The sequence below is a fragment of the Streptococcus mitis genome, from assembly GCF_000960025.1.
In the GTDB taxonomy this organism is placed as follows: domain Bacteria; phylum Bacillota; class Bacilli; order Lactobacillales; family Streptococcaceae; genus Streptococcus; species Streptococcus mitis_DH.
Genome location: NZ_JYGQ01000001.1, coordinates 562,041 through 577,779, shown reverse-complemented (window position 1 = coordinate 577,779; position 15,739 = coordinate 562,041). Strand labels below are relative to the sequence as shown.

Sequence of the window (15,739 nt, the reverse complement as noted above, 5' to 3'; positions counted from 1 at the left end):
AGCACTTGGCTCTTTTCTGTTTTATTCTTTTGAAGAACTGCTTGAGCTTGAATCTCCACCACCGATGTATTGAGTGAAGATATTTTGGAAGGCTTGATCTTTAACCTTGATATTGGCTGCTTGCAATTCTTTTCCGATAATACTTTGAACAAATGATGCGTCGTTTTGTTTTTGAGTTAAGATAACAGTTTTTAATTTTTCTTTGTAATCGTCAATATTAGATGATTTTTCTGTTTTCTTAATCAGTTTAACAATGTAATATTGGCTACTGTATGCTTGTGTTCCAGTAACACTAATCACATCAGAAACACCGTTTACATCTAACGCAAAAGCTGCTTTCTTAACTTGATCTGGTACTTCTGTTGAAGCAGAATCAAAGGTGATTTCTCCACCATTCGCTTTAGTTTTCTCATCTGTTGAATTATCTTTGGCTAATTGAGCAAAGTCTGCATCACTAGCTTTGGCTTTTTCGAGGACTTCTTTCGCTTTATCCTCATTATCAAGACGAATGATTTGAGCCGTTACATCTGGAGTGTACTCGTCAAAAGCCTTCTTGTAAGCATCATCTGTCAATTCAGCTTCTGCTGCTTTCTTAACTGCCAACTCAACTAATTTACTTGTACGAATTTGAGCTTTACGTGTTTCAAGAGTCATTCCTGCTTGCGATAAGACACGTTGGTAGTTCTCACCATATTGTTTCTCTTCTTCGGCAATAGTATCGTTGACTTCTTTGTCATCTACTTCTGAGCCATATTGCTTCTCAAATACTTTTTGGATGGTCATGTTCAACAAGACTTGTTGTGCTGAAGGGTTGCTTTTCACTTGCTCATAAAATTGATGTTCTGTGATGACATCCCCTTTCATGCTGATAAGGTCTGCCCCTTCTGAACCTTTCGAACAAGCTGCTAATGTTGCTACTGATAATAATGTAATGGCACCTGCCAATAGTTTTTTCTTCATGTCTACTCCTTTGAGATAAGTGTTACCCTATCTATTTTACTATATTTTCTTAAATTTTTCTGAAAATCATTCGCTGTCAGGCAATTGAACATCTGCTACATTTTTACGAAGCATGAGAATTCCGTCCCCCAGAGGTACTAGTGTTGCGGTGAGTCCTGGATTGTCTAAGGTTGCATCAAATAGTCTTTGAAGTCCTCTGTAAATAGTTCGCTGACCACGACGGACTTCCATAATATCCTTGGCAACATCACCACCTTGGAAAATATCATCCAAAACAACCACACCACCAACTTCCAAATGTTTGAGGATTTCTGGAAGAAAGACGATGTATTTAGACTTGGCTGAATCCATAAAGACGAAATCATAGGACTCTGTCAGGGTAGATAAGACATCTACCGCATCTCCTTCTAGGAGTGTGATTTGCTTACGACTGTCAAACTGGGAAAAATTTTCCTTGGCAAATCCAATCATCTCTGGATTGCGGTCAATGGTTGTAATCTTGGCCTTTGGAGCATGTTCCGCCATCAAGAGAGCTGAAAAACCGATAGCCGTCCCAATTTCCAGAATGTTTTTAGGTTGCATGGTTTCCATGAGAAAACGGAAATAAGCAACCGTTTCATGGGGAATGATGGGAATATTTTCCTTACGGGCAAAGTCTTCCAATTCTTTCAAAGAGCCTGTGACTTGCTTTTGACGCTGACGCATCAAGTCTACAATTTCTTCTTTGACAACAGGACGACGCATGTTATGGTTGGCATTTTTACTATACGATTCAACCATCTTATGCCAATCCCAATTTTTCAACAAGTGCTTCAAACTCATTTAAACGACGTTCAAAGACTGCAAAGGCATCGTTGAGATAGTCTTCCTTCTCCATATCAACACCAGCTTTTCTCATGACATTAAGTGGATAGTCAGATTTACCTGCCTTGAGGTAGTCGATATAACGGTCACGGTCTTCTTGACTACCATGAACAATCTTTTCAGCCAGGGCTGAGGCTGCTGCAAAACCTGTTGAATATTGGTATACATAGTAGTTATAGTAGAAGTGTGGAATACGTGCCCACTCGTATTGGATTTCAGGATTATCTTCCTTACTCAAACCATAATACTCTTGGTTCAAGTCTGCGTAGAGTTTATTTAAGAAATCACTTGTCAAGACTTCACCATTTTGATCCGCTTGGTGAATCGCGTGTTCAAACTCAGCAAATTGAGTTTGGCGGAAAACTGTTCCACGGAAACCATCTAGGAAGTTATTGAGAATAGCAAAGCGCGTTGCGTCGTCTTCCACTTCTTCCAATAATTTCTCCGTCAAGATATTTTCATTGGTAGTTGATGCAATCTCAGCCAAGAAGATAGAATAATCCCCGTAAACATAAGGCTGCGTTTCGCGAGTATAGCTTGAATGCATACTATGACCTGTTTCATGAACAAGAGTAAAGAGATTGTCTAGATTGTCCTGCCAGTTAAGAAGCATAAAGGCATTGGTATCGTAAGAACCACCAGAGTAAGCCCCTGAACGCTTGCCTTGATTTTCGTAAACATCAATCCAACGCTCGCTGAAGGCACGTTTAACACGGCTCAAGTAATCCTCACCCAAGACTGCTAAGGCTTCTTCTGCTTTTTTCAAGGCTTCTTCATAAGTAAAACTATATTCAACAGATGAAAGTGGTGTGTAGACATCGTACATCTTGAGGTCTGAAATTCCCAAGATTTTTGAACGAAGTTCAAGGTAACGATGCAAGAGTGGCAAATGCTTGCGAACTGCTGCCACCAAATTGTCATAAACACTTTCTGGAACAAAATTAGCCGCTAGGGCTGCATGACGAGCACTCTTGTAGTTGCGAACTTTTGCTCGGTAGTTTTGGACCTTAACATTGGTTTGCAAGGTTTTGGCATAGGTATGTTGGAATTGTTCATAAGTCGCATAAAGAGCTTGATAGGCACCACGACGCACCTCACGATTTTTAGACTCCATCAAACGGGTGTAAGTCCCATGAGAGAGTTGCACTTCCTTACCATCATCGTCAAGAACATAAGGGAACACAATATCCGCATTGTCCAAGATAGCGAAGGTTTCACTTGCCGAACCAAAGATTTCCCCAGCTCCAGCCAATAGCTCTTCTTCGCGTTGTGATAGAACGTGTTCCTTGCCCTGCAAAAGCTTGTCAAAATAGTGTTGATAAACCTGCAATTTTGGTTGAGCTTCTAAAAAGTCAGCATACTGCTTTTCACTGATTTCCATAAATTCAGGTTCATAGAATGAAAAGGCTTGGTCTAGCTGGCTGTAGAGAGTCATGGCCTTGGCATAGTACTCTTGGTACTTGGCTTCACGTGTGTCTTGGTCATTCTTCATATGAGCATAAACGTAAAGCTTCTCCATTTGGCGTTCCATTTCAAGAGAAAATTCAGTAATTTCGAGTAGGCTATCCGCACTATCCAAGAGATGGCCTTCATACTGGGCTACTGTCTCCAATTTTTCTGTTAAATCTTTTAAGGCTTCTTCCCAAGCCTGGTCAGTTGGGTAAATCGTTGATAGATCCCATGTATCTTTTTCATTTATTTCATGTCTTTGTAATACCATTAGATTCCTCCATCCTTTCTATTCTACCATATTTTTCAAGAAATATTGCTGATAAAAGGCTGGTGGATAAAGCTTTTGCCAATCATTTTGAGGATTTTCTTGGTAATAGATTTGAAAATACTGATAATAGCGAGTCAAATCTTTCTCAATTTGGCAAAAATTACCTACTAGTGGTCTTATTTGTGGATACCATTCTTTTAGCCCATAAGTCAGGAGATTTTCTCCCTTTTGATATGCTTCTGCTTGTTCTTTCATCCAAAAGGGATTTTGATAGTACAGTTGTTGCTGAATATAGCGACAGATGTCCTTATCCTCAGAAACTGTAAAATGAGATATTTTTTGTTTCTTATAAGGGAAACGCAATATTTCCAATAAACTAGCTTGACCATAGAGAAATTCCTTGATTTGATAATGGAGTTTACCGCGGAGATCTTGGTGAATCAGGTATTTGAGTCTTAAAACTTGTTTTTCCTTGTCTACTTCCCAAACATAAAAGCCCATGTTGTGACTGAAATAGAGAAAACCTTCTTGTAGACGAGTCAACCGCTCCTTGAGCCAAAGTTTTTCTCCCAGCAACCACAGTACTTGGTAACCCTGACTACGATAGCCCTCGCTACGCTCTTTAAGAACCTTTTGAGGCAAGGGACTACATTGAACCTCTAAAGCTAGATTGCCATTTACAAACACATCCGCAATCTGTTTAAGCTCTGGAAGAGGGTATTCTAATTGCACCTCTGAATCTCTTTTCAACCAGTGATAAAGGACTTCCTTATTTTCCAAGTGTTCTTGACTTTCATTTTCAGAGGAATAATCACAGTCTTTTAGGGATTTGTGGGCAAAATGGGTCCGGACACTTGGTCCTTGACGCAAACGGAGCTGACCTCCACAAGCTGGGCAGGTGTATTCTTCCTTCTCAAGCTTATCCTCTAACACATTTACCAATTCTCCCCTAGCATCTCTCGCAACAAACATGATTTCCCTCCTTTTCTATATTATTCGTAAAAAAAGAAAAAAGATCAGGAAAATTCCTAATCTTCATCACTCTATAATTTTAGAGTTGCAAGCGACTTTCAAGAGCTTGTGTCAACACTTCAGAATAGTTCACTTTCTCACGATCTGCAAGTCTGACTAGCCACTCTGGAACCGTAACATTTTTTCGAATCGCTTTATTATTCTTTACGAAAGGCAAGGGATTGACCTGAATCAAAGTCACAAATCCATCAGGAGCTTTCAACTCAGCAATGTCACTAGGAGTAGGCAAAGCCAGTCCTTCATCAATATAAGAAGCTAAAACACTCTCAAGCATTTCCCGAGCATTTTTCATTGCAAGTTCAATCGTTGCTCCTTCAGTCCCGCCTCCAAATTCAGGAAATTCAACCCAATACCCAGTGCCTTCTTTATGAAAAATAGCAGGATAAGATTTTAGCATAATACACCTCCACAATTTCCAAATCAACTATAATCCCAAATCTTTTAATATTTTTCTCTATAGATCTTTTCCTAAATCCTCATTACCGTGAACTAGAATAGTGACAAGATAGGAGACCCTTTCTTTCTTAAAATGATGATGACTTCCTCTCTTACGAACTTCAATCCATCCATTTACAAGAGCTAATTTTACCATTTCCTTACCTGTGATTGGCATGTATGGTCACCTTTCTAGCTAAAATTATACTTATAATGCGTATTTTTGTCAATTCTTCTATCTTATCTATTCGTAAAAAAGAAAAAAGATCAGGAAAATTCCTAATCTTCATTCATGTTTATTTGATTTTCTTAGCTAGCATGGTCGCAAAGCGTAGTTGAATACGATTGCCATTCTCATCGCGACGGTGAAGATGGCCAGGATTTTCATTGTACTTAACCAATTCCCAGTCCTTGTAATAGTCTGCCAATTCTCCTTCTTTAAATGTGAATGGGAAGTTCACAGAGCAAGGATAATCCTCCGTGTCCATAGCACAAACGATAAGATTGTAACCACCAACACTGGTTTTCTCCTGCATATTTTGAATAATAGCTGGAATACGGTCCGCTTGTAGAAACATGAGAACAACAGTTGATACGATAAAATCATATTCTTGCCCAATGCTGGCTGAATTGATATCGTAGAGACCAACAGGCATGTCCAAATCTTCTTGCTCCACAATGCTTTGTAAGATTTCAAGGGCCAATTCATTTTGATCTACAGCTGTCACATCAAAACCATTCTGTGCAAGAAAGAGAGAGTTACGGCCCTGACCACAGCCCAAATCTAAGGCTTTCCCTGGTTTTACTGTCTGCATAGCCTCTAGGACCTCTGAATGAACAGGATTAGTATTGTATTTTTTAGAGAAATAATCCTCAGGTTTACAATAAAATTCCAAGTACCATTCTACATCGTCTGTTACAGCCTCCACTCGGTGCCAGGCTTGTGGTTGTGCCATGGGATTGTCAGCCCCTGCTTCAAATAGGTGTTCAGCTAGAACCTCACCATCCTCTGTCAATTCAATAAACTTGAGAGCTCCCTTCAAGACAGTAATTTTCCCCCAAGTCCCAACCTTGGTGTTGTGTTTCTGCTGAACAGCCTCTGGCATAGTTTGTTTATTCCACAAAGGCATGCGTTTATAGGCAACTAGTTTTTCCATCTTCATTCCTCTTTTTATCGCTGATTAACAGCTTTCATCACGCGCGCGATGTCGCGGTTTTGCTCACGTCGTTTGATAGACTCCCGTTTATCGTAGTCATGCTTCCCTTTAGCTAGGCCTAAAAGGAGCTTGGCATAGCCATCTTTGATATAGACTTTAAGGGGAACCAGGGTCATCCCTGTCCCTTTGGTCTCTTGTTCCAATTTTTGAATTTGTTTCTTATGGAGCAAGAGTTTGCGACGGCGTTCAGGTTCCTGGTTCCAGATATTTCCCTCTTCGTAAGGCGCGATATGAACATTGCTCAGCCAAACTTCTCCATTTTTCACTTGAGCAAAGCCATCCTTGAGATTGATTCGAGCTGCTCGTACACTCTTGATTTCAGTTCCAGTCAGGACCATCCCTGCCTCTAGCGTATCTACGATTGTATAGTCGTGACGCGCCTTTTTATTTTGTGCGACGACCTTTCCCTCGCCCTTTGCCATGCTTGGCTCCTTTCTTAGCTACTTCCTTGTAAAAAGGTTTCTTGCCCTTTTTCTTCTTGTCTTTTTGTGAATGCTTGCGCTTATCATTTGAGCGTCCTGATTTCCTCTTGTCTTCCTTCTTATCTGAACGACGACTTGAACCACGCCCTCTGTCACTACGATTAGACTGTTTCAAGCCTTTTTCAATTACATCAAACTCACTTGGGATATATGAGAAATCAATTTCACCCGTCATCTTGTCGGCTCTTTCAACTCGGATACGGATTTGCTGACCTACACGGAAGGTTGTCCCCGATTTTTCCCCACGAAGAGTCAAATTCCGCTCATTGAAATGATAAAATTCAGGCAAATTAGTGATGTGAATCAAGCCTTCAACCGTGTTTGGCAATTCAACAAAGAGACCAAATTTGACAATGCTGGATACAACTGCATCGTACTCTTCACCCACGTATTCTTCCATATACTCAGCCTTTTTCATGGCTTCGACTTCACGCTCAGCCTCAATGGCACGACGCTCACGGTTGGAAGACTGGGTCGCAATCTCTGGAATCACTTGCTCAAAATGCTCTGCTATTTCCTTAGAACTGCCGTAATCCCGAATCATACGGTGAACAAGAAGGTCTGGATAACGACGAATCGGACTAGTAAAGTGAGTGTAATAATCAGCCGCTAGACCATAATGCCCGTGATTGTGCTCCGAATAGCGAGCCTGCTGCATAGAACGAAGAAGCATCATGGATAATACATCCGCATAAGGCTCTCCCTCAACAGCACGCATGATGTCTTGGAGGGCCTCCTGGCTAATCTCACTGGCAGTCCCATAAATGCGCAAGCCAAAGCTCGAAGCATAATCAATAAACTTCTGAACCTTTTCAGCCTTGGGCTCCTCGTGGATTCGATAAATAAAAGGCAAATCCAGCTTACTAAAATGCTCAGCAACTGTTTCATTGGCCATCAACATGAAAGACTCAATCATGCGCTCGGCAATGCCACGCTGACGAAGAACGATATCAACAGGCTTACCCTGTTTATCCACTAAAATCTTAGCTTCATTGGTATCGAAATTGAGTGCTCCACGTTTCACACGCATGTTTTCTAAAATTTCATGGAGCTTAGCCATGAGTTCGATACTTGGAACAATTTTCTGATACTCTTGTCTCTTTTCCTCGTCACCTGCTAGGATATCATTGACATCGCTATAGGTCATACGAAAACTGGTCTTGATAACCGTTTGTGTGATGGTGTAGTTGACTACACGACCATGTTTATCAATCTCCATGATGGCTGACTGAGTTAGACGGTCAACTTGAGGATTGAGAGAGCAGATGCCATTTGACAGTCGTTCTGGAAGCATTGGCACCACGCGGTCTGTTACATAGACTGAAGTCGCGCGGTTAAGGGCTTCCTTGTCCAGGGCAGAGCCCTCAGTTACATAATAAGAAACATCTGCGATGTGAACTCCGAGTTCGATATTTCCATTTTTCAAAGGCTTGATGTGAACTGCGTCGTCCAAGTCCTTGGCGTCAGCACCATCAATGGTAAAGATAATCTCATCTCTTAGATCTAGACGACCTTCCATATCTTTTTGAGACGGAGCATCAGGCACACTTTCTGCTTCCTTAACAACAGCCTCTGGAAATTCTGAGACAATGTCCATAGACTCCAAAACCTCAAGAACATCAATTCCGACATCCGTTGAATGCCCAACCACATCTAGAACACTCGCGACAAAGAAATCATGTTTCTTGCTTGGGTATTTATCGATAAAGACCTTGAGAACTTCTGTTCCTTCTAGCTTTAGAGCTGGCTTCTTAACATAAATCGGTTGACTGATTTTCTGGTTTTTCGAACGGATGTAGCCTGCATACTTAGGCTTTTCCTGATCTAGAACGATTTGACCGAGAACTGTTGTCAGGCTGTGTTCTAAGATATCAATAATTTTTGCTTCTGCTGCTGTTCCCTTATTGCGGTCAGCGACTTTCTTGATAACGACCTCAACGGTATCACCATCAATAGCATAGTTGACATCGTTTTTCCCTACAAAAAGGTCGTCCTCTTCGCCTTCCAGACTAACAAAGCCAAAGCCATTTTTATGAGCATGAAAAATCCCCTTGAGAGTAATCTCATGTTTTTTCTTGACTTCCAAGGTCAGACTTCCATCTTCTTCAAAGCGAATCTGGTGTTTTCTTTCCATTAGGGACAAGGTTTTAATCAACTCACGAAAATCCTTGGAACCGTCTTTTCCCAAAACCTGAGCCAAGTCATTGACAGTCACCTTTCCCTTATCTTGTAAATATTCTTTTATTCTATCTTTCATATTTTCTTTCTAGATTTTTTAATTTTCTTTTACTGCAAAACCTTCTTAAACATCCTTTAAAAATAAAAAGAGGCAAAGACCTAGTCCTGCCCATTATTTTCTTATCTACTTGATAATACCGTCAATGCTAAGGCAATGGCTAGCCAGAAAAAGACTAAAATCCCTGTCAAACGCTGCATTACAGCTTCGAAACCGCGTGCTTTACTGCGTTCAAACAAATCACCTGAGCTGGCATCAAATACATTGCTGGATTGGTTTTTGGTTGGTTGCATGAAAATTGCAATCACAATCACAACAGATAATACTAATAAAATGGTTAATAATAGGTTATACATATCAAACTCCTTAAAATCCCTATTATTTTACCATAAAATCTACTTAGATTCAAGATGTAGGGTTACTTTTCTTTCCTTGGGACAATACTTTAAAACCTCAATCTTGTCTGGATGGGTTTTTGAATTTTTACTGGTTAGGTAATTGATACTGCCACAAGAGGAGCATTTGAGATTAATTTTTACTCGCACTAGATTTCCTTTACTTTTAATAATGTTCGAAATTGAAGAAGGTTAAAGAGACAACTAAAGGCAACACAAAGGCTTGTCGCATAAAATACTGCATGGTAGCCAAATTGACCTGCTACTGCAGAACCTGCCATGGGACCAACGACACCTCCCAGATAAAAGAATACCTGATTGAAGGCAAAAACCCTCGAAATGCCGGCTTTGGGAGTCATTTTGCTGAGTAGGGCATTAACTCCGGGAATCAAGGCACCGGTTCCCAATCCAAAGAGGAAACGATAAAGTCCTAGTTGAAAGGGGCTAGAGGCATTGGCACAGAGGAGATAGATGATAACTGAATAAAACTGGGCTACAACCAAGAGGCGATGGTTGCCCGCCTTGTCACCTAGCTTTCCCATGACTCCTGCACTCATCATACTGGAAAAGCCCATACTGGATACAATCAAACCAGAGACAAAAAGAAGATTCTCTGTTTGGCCTAAGTCGCGTACATACAGAGCTAAGATAGGGCCGATTGATTGGGCTGAAAATTGGATGACAAAACTGGTCAGAAAGAGGTTGACCAAGAGATAGGGGTATTTAACTGATGTAAATAATTCCTTTGTTGGGATGGCCTTTTCCTTGGCTACTGGTTGAAAATCTTCCTTGATAAAGCAAATAGTCAAAACAGCAGCTAAGAATAGAAAACTACCAACCAGTAAGAAAACAGTACGAATGCCAAATAATTCTGCGATAAAGCCACCAATAAAGGGACCAGTTAGAGTACCTGCAACTACTCCAGTAGACAAAGTACCTAAGGCAGAACCTGATTTCTCCTTGGGAACCTGACTGGCTATCAGGGCCGTTGCATTGGGAACAAAACCCGCAAATACACCGTTTAATAAACGAAGAAAGATTAGCCAATAGATATTTGGGACAAAGGCCAAGCCTCCCATAGTAATGGTCATGGCCATGCCTGCTCGAATCATCATGGGTTTTCGACCGTATTTGTCAGCAAGAATACCCCAGATAGGAGAAAAGAGCGACGCAGAAATAGCAGAGACAGAAATAGCTAAGCCTGCATAAAAAGCGACTTGCTCGCTCTCAACACCTAGATTTTCCACAAAGATGGGCATAAAGGGCACAACCAAAGAAATACTGGCTCCTGTCAGAAAATTACCGAACCAGGCAATGCGCAGATTATCCTTCCAGTTAATCTCTGTCATCTTAGCTACCTCCCTCAAGAAGGATACGCACTTGAGTAAGAAGATGATCCTGATTTCCATTGTTGTCTAGAACATGGATGGCCAAATCTTTCTTTTTTTCTAAAGGCCACTGGGCTGCCAGACGAGACTCAGCTTCATTCTTGGATAGCTGATCCCTTTTCATTAAACGTTCTACTTGGATATCTCGATCCACATAGACCAACCAAGTCTCATTAAACCAAGAGGCATAGTCCTGCTCAAAAAGTAGGGGAATATCCATGAAGAAAATCTCTTCTGTCTGAGCCAACTGGTCTCTTAACGTAGCTAGTTCCTCACGGATAATCTTTCCTTGGACTCGCTTAGACCATTCCTGTTCTTCAGGAATTGAAAAGATAAGACTAGCTAGGATAGGGCGATTAAGTTCTCCGTTTTCAAGGATAATTTCTTGCCCGAAGTGCTGGACTAGAGCCTCAAACAGACGACCACCAGGTTTCTGTAGTTGGTGAACGACTGCGTCGGCATCCACTACTTGAAAGCCTTGCTTTCTTAGAAAATTTGTCACGGTTGACTTACCGGAGGCAATTCCCCCAGTGATTCCAATGATTTTTCCCATCAGCCCCTCCTTTGGCACTGAGGACAAAAATGGGTGCCTCGTCCACCTAGTTGGATTTTCTCAATGATGGTACCACAGCGTACACATTCTTGACCAGCCTTGTCATAGACTTGATGAAAATCCTGCATGGTTCCATCTTCCCCAAAGGCATTGGTATAAGTTCGGATGGTGGAACCACCTTTTTCAACAGCCTGTCCCAATACAGCAATGGTCTGGTCATGAATAGCTGTCGCTTCTTCTGCTGTCAAAGTCTGGGAAGGTCTGGCTGGATAAACCTGAGCTCGCCAGAGAACCTCATCCACATAGATATTACCAAGTCCAGCTACCAAGGTCTGGTCTAGGAGATGGGATTTGATAGGCTTTTTAGACTTAGCTAGAGCTACTTGAAAGACCTGCACATCAAAGTCTTGTTCGCTTGGTTCAGGTCCTAGTTTTTTAGAAAGAAAGTAGGCTTCCAAAAGGTCAGGCGCCAAGAGTTCCATAGTACCAAACTTGCGAACATCCTCATAAACAAGCGTGCCACCATCTTCAAACTGAAAGAAAACATGGGCATGCTTGCGTTCAGGAACCTGGTCCGGATAGTAAAAATACTTGCCCTCCATGCGCAGATGGGAAATCAAGACCTTGTCTGTCAGGTAGAAAAGTAAATATTTACCACGACGTCCCATTGACTCAACAACTTGACCAGGCACTTTCTTTTGAAACTCGTCCAAATCTGTCTTAATCATCTTGGGATAGCGAATTTCTATACTCGAAATCTTCTTACCCAAAATCAATTTTTCTAAGCCACGACGAACAGTTTCAACCTCAGGTAATTCAGGCATAAGTCCTCCTTCTGTAAAAACAAGAAGCAGGCATGAGCCCACCTCTACTTAGTATTCTTTTTCATTATAGCCAAAGTCAGCCAAATCTAGCTTTTTATCGCGCCAATTTTTCTTGACCTTGACCCAGGTTTCTAGGAAGACCTTGTCTCCTAGCATGAGTTCAATATCACGACGGGCCATGCTACCGATTTTCTTAAGCATAGCACCACCTTTACCGATGATAATTCCTTTTTGACTATCACGCTCGACCATAATGGTTGCACGAATGTGAACCTTGTCTGTCTCTTCATCTCGTTTCATAGAATCCACAACTACTGCGACAGAATGCGGAATCTCTTCACGAGTTAGGTGCAAGACTTTCTCGCGAACCATTTCTGAAACCAAGAAACGCTCTGGATGGTCTGTAATTTGATCAGACGGGAAATATTGGAAACCTTCATCTAGATTTTCACTCAAAATATCCACTAGACGAGAGACGTTATTCCCTTGAAGAGCTGAGATTGGTACAATTTCCTTGAAGTCCATCTGATTACGGAAATCATCAATCTGAGACAAAAGCTGATCTGGGTGAACCTTATCGATCTTGTTCACCACCAAAATCACTGGTACATTAGCAGCCTTGAGACGCTCGATAATCATATCGTCTCCCTTACCACGCGCCTCATCAGCAGGTACCATAAAAAGGACGGTATCCACTTCACGAAGGGTACTATAGGCAGATTCAACCATGAAATCTCCAAGGGCCGTCTTTGGCTTGTGAATCCCTGGTGTATCGATAAAGACAATTTGCTCCTTATCGGTCGTGTAAATTCCCATGATTTTGTTGCGCGTTGTCTGCGCTTTGTCACTCATGATGGCAATCTTTTGCCCCATAACGTGGTTTAAAAAGGTTGACTTCCCAACGTTGGGACGTCCTAAAATGGCTACAAAGCCTGATTTAAAAGTCATAATTTCCTCTTACTGTTTAAAATAATAAATCCCAGATTCGTGGGAGAAAAATCAATGCGCCTGTTAAGGCTGCGAAAAGAGAGACCACTAATACCGCGCCAGCCGCCATATCCTTGGCATTTTTAGCCAGCATGGAAAAGTGATAGTGACTGGCCAAATCCACCACATTTTCAATAGCAGAATTGATAATTTCAAAAGCTACTACCAAGAAAATGCTCAATAGGAGAAAGAGCCATTCGATTCGTGACACCTGAAAAACAAAACCTGCTAGGATGACCACGAGAGCCGTCACTGCATGTTTTCGCATATTGCGTTCTTCCTTGATAGCAGTAAAAATCCCTGTGAGGGCAAATTCTAAACTAGATATCAGGTCACGATTTTTCCATTTTCGTTTATTGTCTTGTGAGTCCATAGGCTGTCAAAATTTCTTCTTGTAAACCGAACATCTCCGCTTCTTCTTCCGGAGTGTAGTGATCATATCCATTGATATGTAAAAAGCCGTGTACTGCCAAGAAGCCCATCTCACGCTCAAAGCTGTGGCCGTATTCCTCGGCCTGCTCATGAGCCTTATCGATAGAGATGAACAGTTCCCCAATATAGGCATCAAACTCAGACATCATCTCTGCCAATTCCGGATTTTCAAGCAAATCTTCCTCGTCAAAGGCAATTTCCAACTCTGGCTTATATTCAAGGCTGATGACATCTGTCGGACGGTCTGTGTCACGGTACTCCAGATTAAGTTCATGACTACGCTCATTGGTCACAAAAGTGACTGCCATCTCCTTGTCTTCTTTGCCTAATTTTTGGGCTGCAAATTCCAAAATTTCTTGGGTTTGTTGCAACATTTCTTTTGAAACTTGACCAGTTTCATCTACCATTTCAATATACATGTGCTTCTCGTTTCTCTTTACTTGGCTTTATTATACCACATTTCCATGATTTTATTCTACCTTTTTGATATAATACTATGGAATACAATCACAAGGAGAGAACGATGTCATTTGACGGATTTTTTTTACACCACATGGTTGAGGAATTGCGAAGAGAATTAGTGAACGGTCGCATCCAGAAAATCAATCAGCCTTTTGAACAAGAGTTGGTCTTGCAAATCCGTAGCAATCGCCAAAGTCATCGCCTGCTCCTTTCTGCCCATCCAGTTTTTGGACGCATTCAGCTGACCCAAACAACTTTTGAAAACCCAGCCCAGCCTTCTACCTTTATCATGGTTTTAAGAAAATATTTGCAGGGTGCCCTGATTGAATCGATTGAGCAAGTGGAAAATGACCGTATTGTGGAAATGACAGTTTCCAATAAAAACGAGATTGGGGACCATATTCAGGCTACCTTGATTATCGAAATCATGGGGAAACACAGTAATATTCTACTGGTTGATAAAAGTAGCCACAAAATCCTCGAAGTCATCAAACATGTTGGCTTTTCACAAAATAGCTACCGTACCTTGCTTCCTGGGTCAACCTACATCGCTCCGCCAAGTACGGAATCTCTCAATCCTTTTACGATCAAGGATGAAAAGCTCTTTGAAATCCTACAAACTCAGGAAACGAGAGCTAAGAACCTTCAAAACCTCTTTCAAGGTCTGGGACGTGATACGGCAAATGAATTGGAAAGCATACTGGTTAGTGATAAACTACCTACTTTCCGTAACTTTTTCAATCAAGAAACCAAACCATGCTTGACTGAGACTTCCTTCAGTCCAGTTCCTTTTGCAAATCATGTAGGAGAGACTTTTGCAAGTCTTTCTGATTTGTTGGATACCTACTATAAGGACAAGGCTGAACGCGACCGTGTCAAACAGCAAGCCAGTGAACTCATTCGTCGTGTTGAAAATGAACTTCAAAAAAATCGACATAAGCTGAAAAAACAGGAAAAAGAGTTACTAGCAACAGACAACGCTGAAGAATTTCGACAAAAAGGAGAATTGCTGACAACCTTCCTCCACCAAGTGCCTAACGACCAAGACCAGGTTATCCTAGACAACTACTATACCAACCAACCTATCACGATTGCGCTTGATAAGGCTCTGACTCCCAACCAGAATGCCCAACGCTATTTTAAACGGTATCAGAAACTCAAAGAAGCTGTCAAATACTTGACTGATCTGATTGAAGAAACAAAGGCAACCATTCTCTATCTGGAAAGTGTGGAAACTGTTCTCAACCAAGCTGGGCTGGAAGAAATCGCTGAAATTCGTGAAGAATTGATTCAAACAGGTTTTATCCGCAGAAGACAACGGGAAAAAATCCAGAAACGCAAAAAACCAGAACAATATCTAGCAAGCGATGGCAAAACCATCATCTATGTCGGCCGAAACAACCTACAAAACGAGGAGCTAACCTTTAAAATGGCCCGCAAGGAGGAACTTTGGTTCCATGCCAAGGACATTCCTGGAAGCCACGTTGTCATCTCAGGCAACCTAGACCCATCTGATGAAGTCAAAACAGACGCAGCAGAACTTGCAGCCTACTTCTCTCAAGGTCGCCTGTCAAATCTGGTGCAGGTAGATATGATTGAAGTCAAGAAACTCAATAAACCAACTGGCGGAAAACCAGGCTTTGTCACTTACACAGGACAAAAGACCCTCCGTGTCACACCAGACCCCGAAAAAATCTCATCCATGAAAAAATCCTGATTTTACTTGAAATCAGGATTTTTAACTTACTATTC

The 15,739-nt window shown here is 41.4% G+C and carries 18 protein-coding genes; 1 reads left to right on the top strand and 17 read right to left on the bottom strand.

Features of this window, described 5'->3' with window-relative positions; genetic code table 11:
• Positions 1-21: 21 nt before the first annotated feature.
• From prsA to ybeY, 17 genes are all read right to left on the bottom strand, one after another.
• A complete protein-coding gene (prsA, locus tag TZ91_RS03110; protein WP_045597054.1) occupies positions 22-960 on the bottom strand; it encodes a peptidylprolyl isomerase PrsA in 939 nt (312 codons plus the stop codon).
• Between the two features lie 66 nt (positions 961-1,026).
• Entirely contained in the window at positions 1,027-1,740 is a 714-nt protein-coding gene (locus TZ91_RS03105; protein ID WP_080702856.1) for an O-methyltransferase, read from the bottom strand.
• Between the two features lies 1 nt (position 1,741).
• Positions 1,742-3,544, bottom strand: coding sequence for an oligoendopeptidase F (pepF, locus tag TZ91_RS03100; RefSeq protein ID WP_033686622.1), 1,803 nt, complete (start codon positions 3,542-3,544; stop codon positions 1,742-1,744).
• An 18-nt stretch (positions 3,545-3,562) separates the two neighbouring features.
• A complete protein-coding gene (locus tag TZ91_RS03095; RefSeq protein ID WP_033686623.1) occupies positions 3,563-4,516 on the bottom strand; it encodes a competence protein CoiA in 954 nt (317 codons plus the stop codon).
• A gap of 79 nt (positions 4,517-4,595) precedes the next feature.
• Positions 4,596-4,973 (bottom strand): type II toxin-antitoxin system HicB family antitoxin, encoded by a 378-nt coding sequence (locus tag TZ91_RS03090; protein WP_033686624.1) that lies wholly within the window; start codon positions 4,971-4,973, stop codon positions 4,596-4,598.
• Between the two features lie 57 nt (positions 4,974-5,030).
• Positions 5,031-5,189 (bottom strand): type II toxin-antitoxin system HicA family toxin, encoded by a 159-nt coding sequence (locus TZ91_RS03085; RefSeq protein WP_033686625.1) that lies wholly within the window; start codon positions 5,187-5,189, stop codon positions 5,031-5,033.
• Positions 5,190-5,307: 118 nt separating this feature from the next.
• Positions 5,308-6,168, bottom strand: a complete 861-nt coding sequence (gene tehB, locus TZ91_RS03080; protein WP_033686626.1) for an SAM-dependent methyltransferase TehB — start codon at positions 6,166-6,168, stop codon at positions 5,308-5,310.
• Positions 6,169-6,182: 14 nt separating this feature from the next.
• Complete coding sequence (smpB, locus tag TZ91_RS03075) at positions 6,183-6,650, bottom strand: SsrA-binding protein SmpB (protein WP_001051750.1); 468 nt, start codon at positions 6,648-6,650, stop codon at positions 6,183-6,185.
• Positions 6,613-8,967, bottom strand: a complete 2,355-nt coding sequence (gene rnr, locus TZ91_RS03070; RefSeq protein ID WP_033686627.1) for a ribonuclease R — start codon at positions 8,965-8,967, stop codon at positions 6,613-6,615. The genes smpB and rnr overlap by 38 nt, the downstream gene beginning before the upstream one ends.
• Positions 8,968-9,068: 101 nt before the next feature.
• Positions 9,069-9,302 carry a preprotein translocase subunit SecG gene (gene secG / locus TZ91_RS03065; protein WP_000282517.1) on the bottom strand — a complete coding sequence of 78 codons (234 nt, stop codon included), beginning with the start codon at positions 9,300-9,302 and terminating at the stop codon, positions 9,069-9,071.
• A gap of 39 nt (positions 9,303-9,341) precedes the next feature.
• On the bottom strand, positions 9,342-9,491 hold the full coding sequence (gene rpmG / locus TZ91_RS03060) for a 50S ribosomal protein L33 (protein ID WP_001809104.1): 150 nt from the start codon (positions 9,489-9,491) through the stop codon (positions 9,342-9,344).
• Positions 9,491-10,690 carry a multidrug efflux MFS transporter PmrA gene (locus TZ91_RS03055; RefSeq protein WP_033686628.1) on the bottom strand — a complete coding sequence of 400 codons (1,200 nt, stop codon included), beginning with the start codon at positions 10,688-10,690 and terminating at the stop codon, positions 9,491-9,493. Before TZ91_RS03055 ends, rpmG begins: the two co-directional genes overlap by 1 nt.
• A 1-nt stretch (position 10,691) precedes the next feature.
• Complete coding sequence (coaE, locus tag TZ91_RS03050) at positions 10,692-11,282, bottom strand: dephospho-CoA kinase (protein WP_045597052.1); 591 nt, start codon at positions 11,280-11,282, stop codon at positions 10,692-10,694.
• On the bottom strand, positions 11,282-12,106 hold the full coding sequence (gene mutM / locus TZ91_RS03045) for a DNA-formamidopyrimidine glycosylase (protein ID WP_033686629.1): 825 nt from the start codon (positions 12,104-12,106) through the stop codon (positions 11,282-11,284). Before mutM ends, coaE begins: the two co-directional genes overlap by 1 nt.
• Positions 12,107-12,154: 48 nt before the next feature.
• The gene (gene era / locus TZ91_RS03040) at positions 12,155-13,054 is read right to left on the bottom strand and encodes a GTPase Era (protein WP_033686630.1); all 900 of its coding nucleotides are present in this window, start codon (positions 13,052-13,054) and stop codon (positions 12,155-12,157) included.
• Positions 13,055-13,070: 16 nt separating this feature from the next.
• A complete protein-coding gene (locus tag TZ91_RS03035; RefSeq protein WP_000378166.1) occupies positions 13,071-13,466 on the bottom strand; it encodes a diacylglycerol kinase family protein in 396 nt (131 codons plus the stop codon).
• Complete coding sequence (gene ybeY / locus TZ91_RS03030; protein WP_000275156.1) at positions 13,447-13,944, bottom strand: rRNA maturation RNase YbeY; 498 nt, start codon at positions 13,942-13,944, stop codon at positions 13,447-13,449. The genes TZ91_RS03035 and ybeY overlap by 20 nt, the downstream gene beginning before the upstream one ends.
• A 104-nt stretch (positions 13,945-14,048) precedes the next feature.
• Between ybeY and pavA the strand changes: the two genes are divergently transcribed.
• Positions 14,049-15,704 (top strand): Rqc2 family fibronectin-binding protein PavA, encoded by a 1,656-nt coding sequence (pavA, locus tag TZ91_RS03025; protein WP_033686631.1) that lies wholly within the window; start codon positions 14,049-14,051, stop codon positions 15,702-15,704.
• Positions 15,705-15,739: the final 35 nt, after the last annotated feature.

Excerpts from the sequence above, each read along its gene's own strand:
- era (WP_033686630.1), bottom strand. The coding sequence starts at position 13,054 with ATGACTTTTAAATCAGGCTTTGTAGCCATTTTAGGACGTCCCAACGTT.
- smpB (WP_001051750.1), bottom strand. The coding sequence starts at position 6,650 with ATGGCAAAGGGCGAGGGAAAGGTCGTCGCACAAAATAAAAAGGCGCGT.
- mutM (WP_033686629.1), bottom strand. The coding sequence starts at position 12,106 with ATGCCTGAATTACCTGAGGTTGAAACTGTTCGTCGTGGCTTAGAAAAA.
- tehB (WP_033686626.1), bottom strand. The coding sequence starts at position 6,168 with ATGGAAAAACTAGTTGCCTATAAACGCATGCCTTTGTGGAATAAACAA.
- TZ91_RS03090 (WP_033686624.1), bottom strand. The coding sequence starts at position 4,973 with ATGCTAAAATCTTATCCTGCTATTTTTCATAAAGAAGGCACTGGGTAT.
- TZ91_RS03095 (WP_033686623.1), bottom strand. The coding sequence starts at position 4,516 with ATGTTTGTTGCGAGAGATGCTAGGGGAGAATTGGTAAATGTGTTAGAG.
- TZ91_RS03055 (WP_033686628.1), bottom strand. The coding sequence starts at position 10,690 with ATGACAGAGATTAACTGGAAGGATAATCTGCGCATTGCCTGGTTCGGT.
- rnr (WP_033686627.1), bottom strand. The coding sequence starts at position 8,967 with ATGAAAGATAGAATAAAAGAATATTTACAAGATAAGGGAAAGGTGACT.
- pavA (WP_033686631.1), top strand. The coding sequence starts at position 14,049 with ATGTCATTTGACGGATTTTTTTTACACCACATGGTTGAGGAATTGCGA.
- ybeY (WP_000275156.1), bottom strand. The coding sequence starts at position 13,944 with ATGTATATTGAAATGGTAGATGAAACTGGTCAAGTTTCAAAAGAAATG.
- TZ91_RS03085 (WP_033686625.1), bottom strand. The coding sequence starts at position 5,189 with ATGCCAATCACAGGTAAGGAAATGGTAAAATTAGCTCTTGTAAATGGA.
- coaE (WP_045597052.1), bottom strand. The coding sequence starts at position 11,282 with ATGGGAAAAATCATTGGAATCACTGGGGGAATTGCCTCCGGTAAGTCA.
- prsA (WP_045597054.1), bottom strand. The coding sequence starts at position 960 with ATGAAGAAAAAACTATTGGCAGGTGCCATTACATTATTATCAGTAGCA.
- secG (WP_000282517.1), bottom strand. The coding sequence starts at position 9,302 with ATGTATAACCTATTATTAACCATTTTATTAGTATTATCTGTTGTGATT.
- pepF (WP_033686622.1), bottom strand. The coding sequence starts at position 3,544 with ATGGTATTACAAAGACATGAAATAAATGAAAAAGATACATGGGATCTA.
- TZ91_RS03035 (WP_000378166.1), bottom strand. The coding sequence starts at position 13,466 with ATGGACTCACAAGACAATAAACGAAAATGGAAAAATCGTGACCTGATA.
- TZ91_RS03105 (WP_080702856.1), bottom strand. The coding sequence starts at position 1,740 with ATGGTTGAATCGTATAGTAAAAATGCCAACCATAACATGCGTCGTCCT.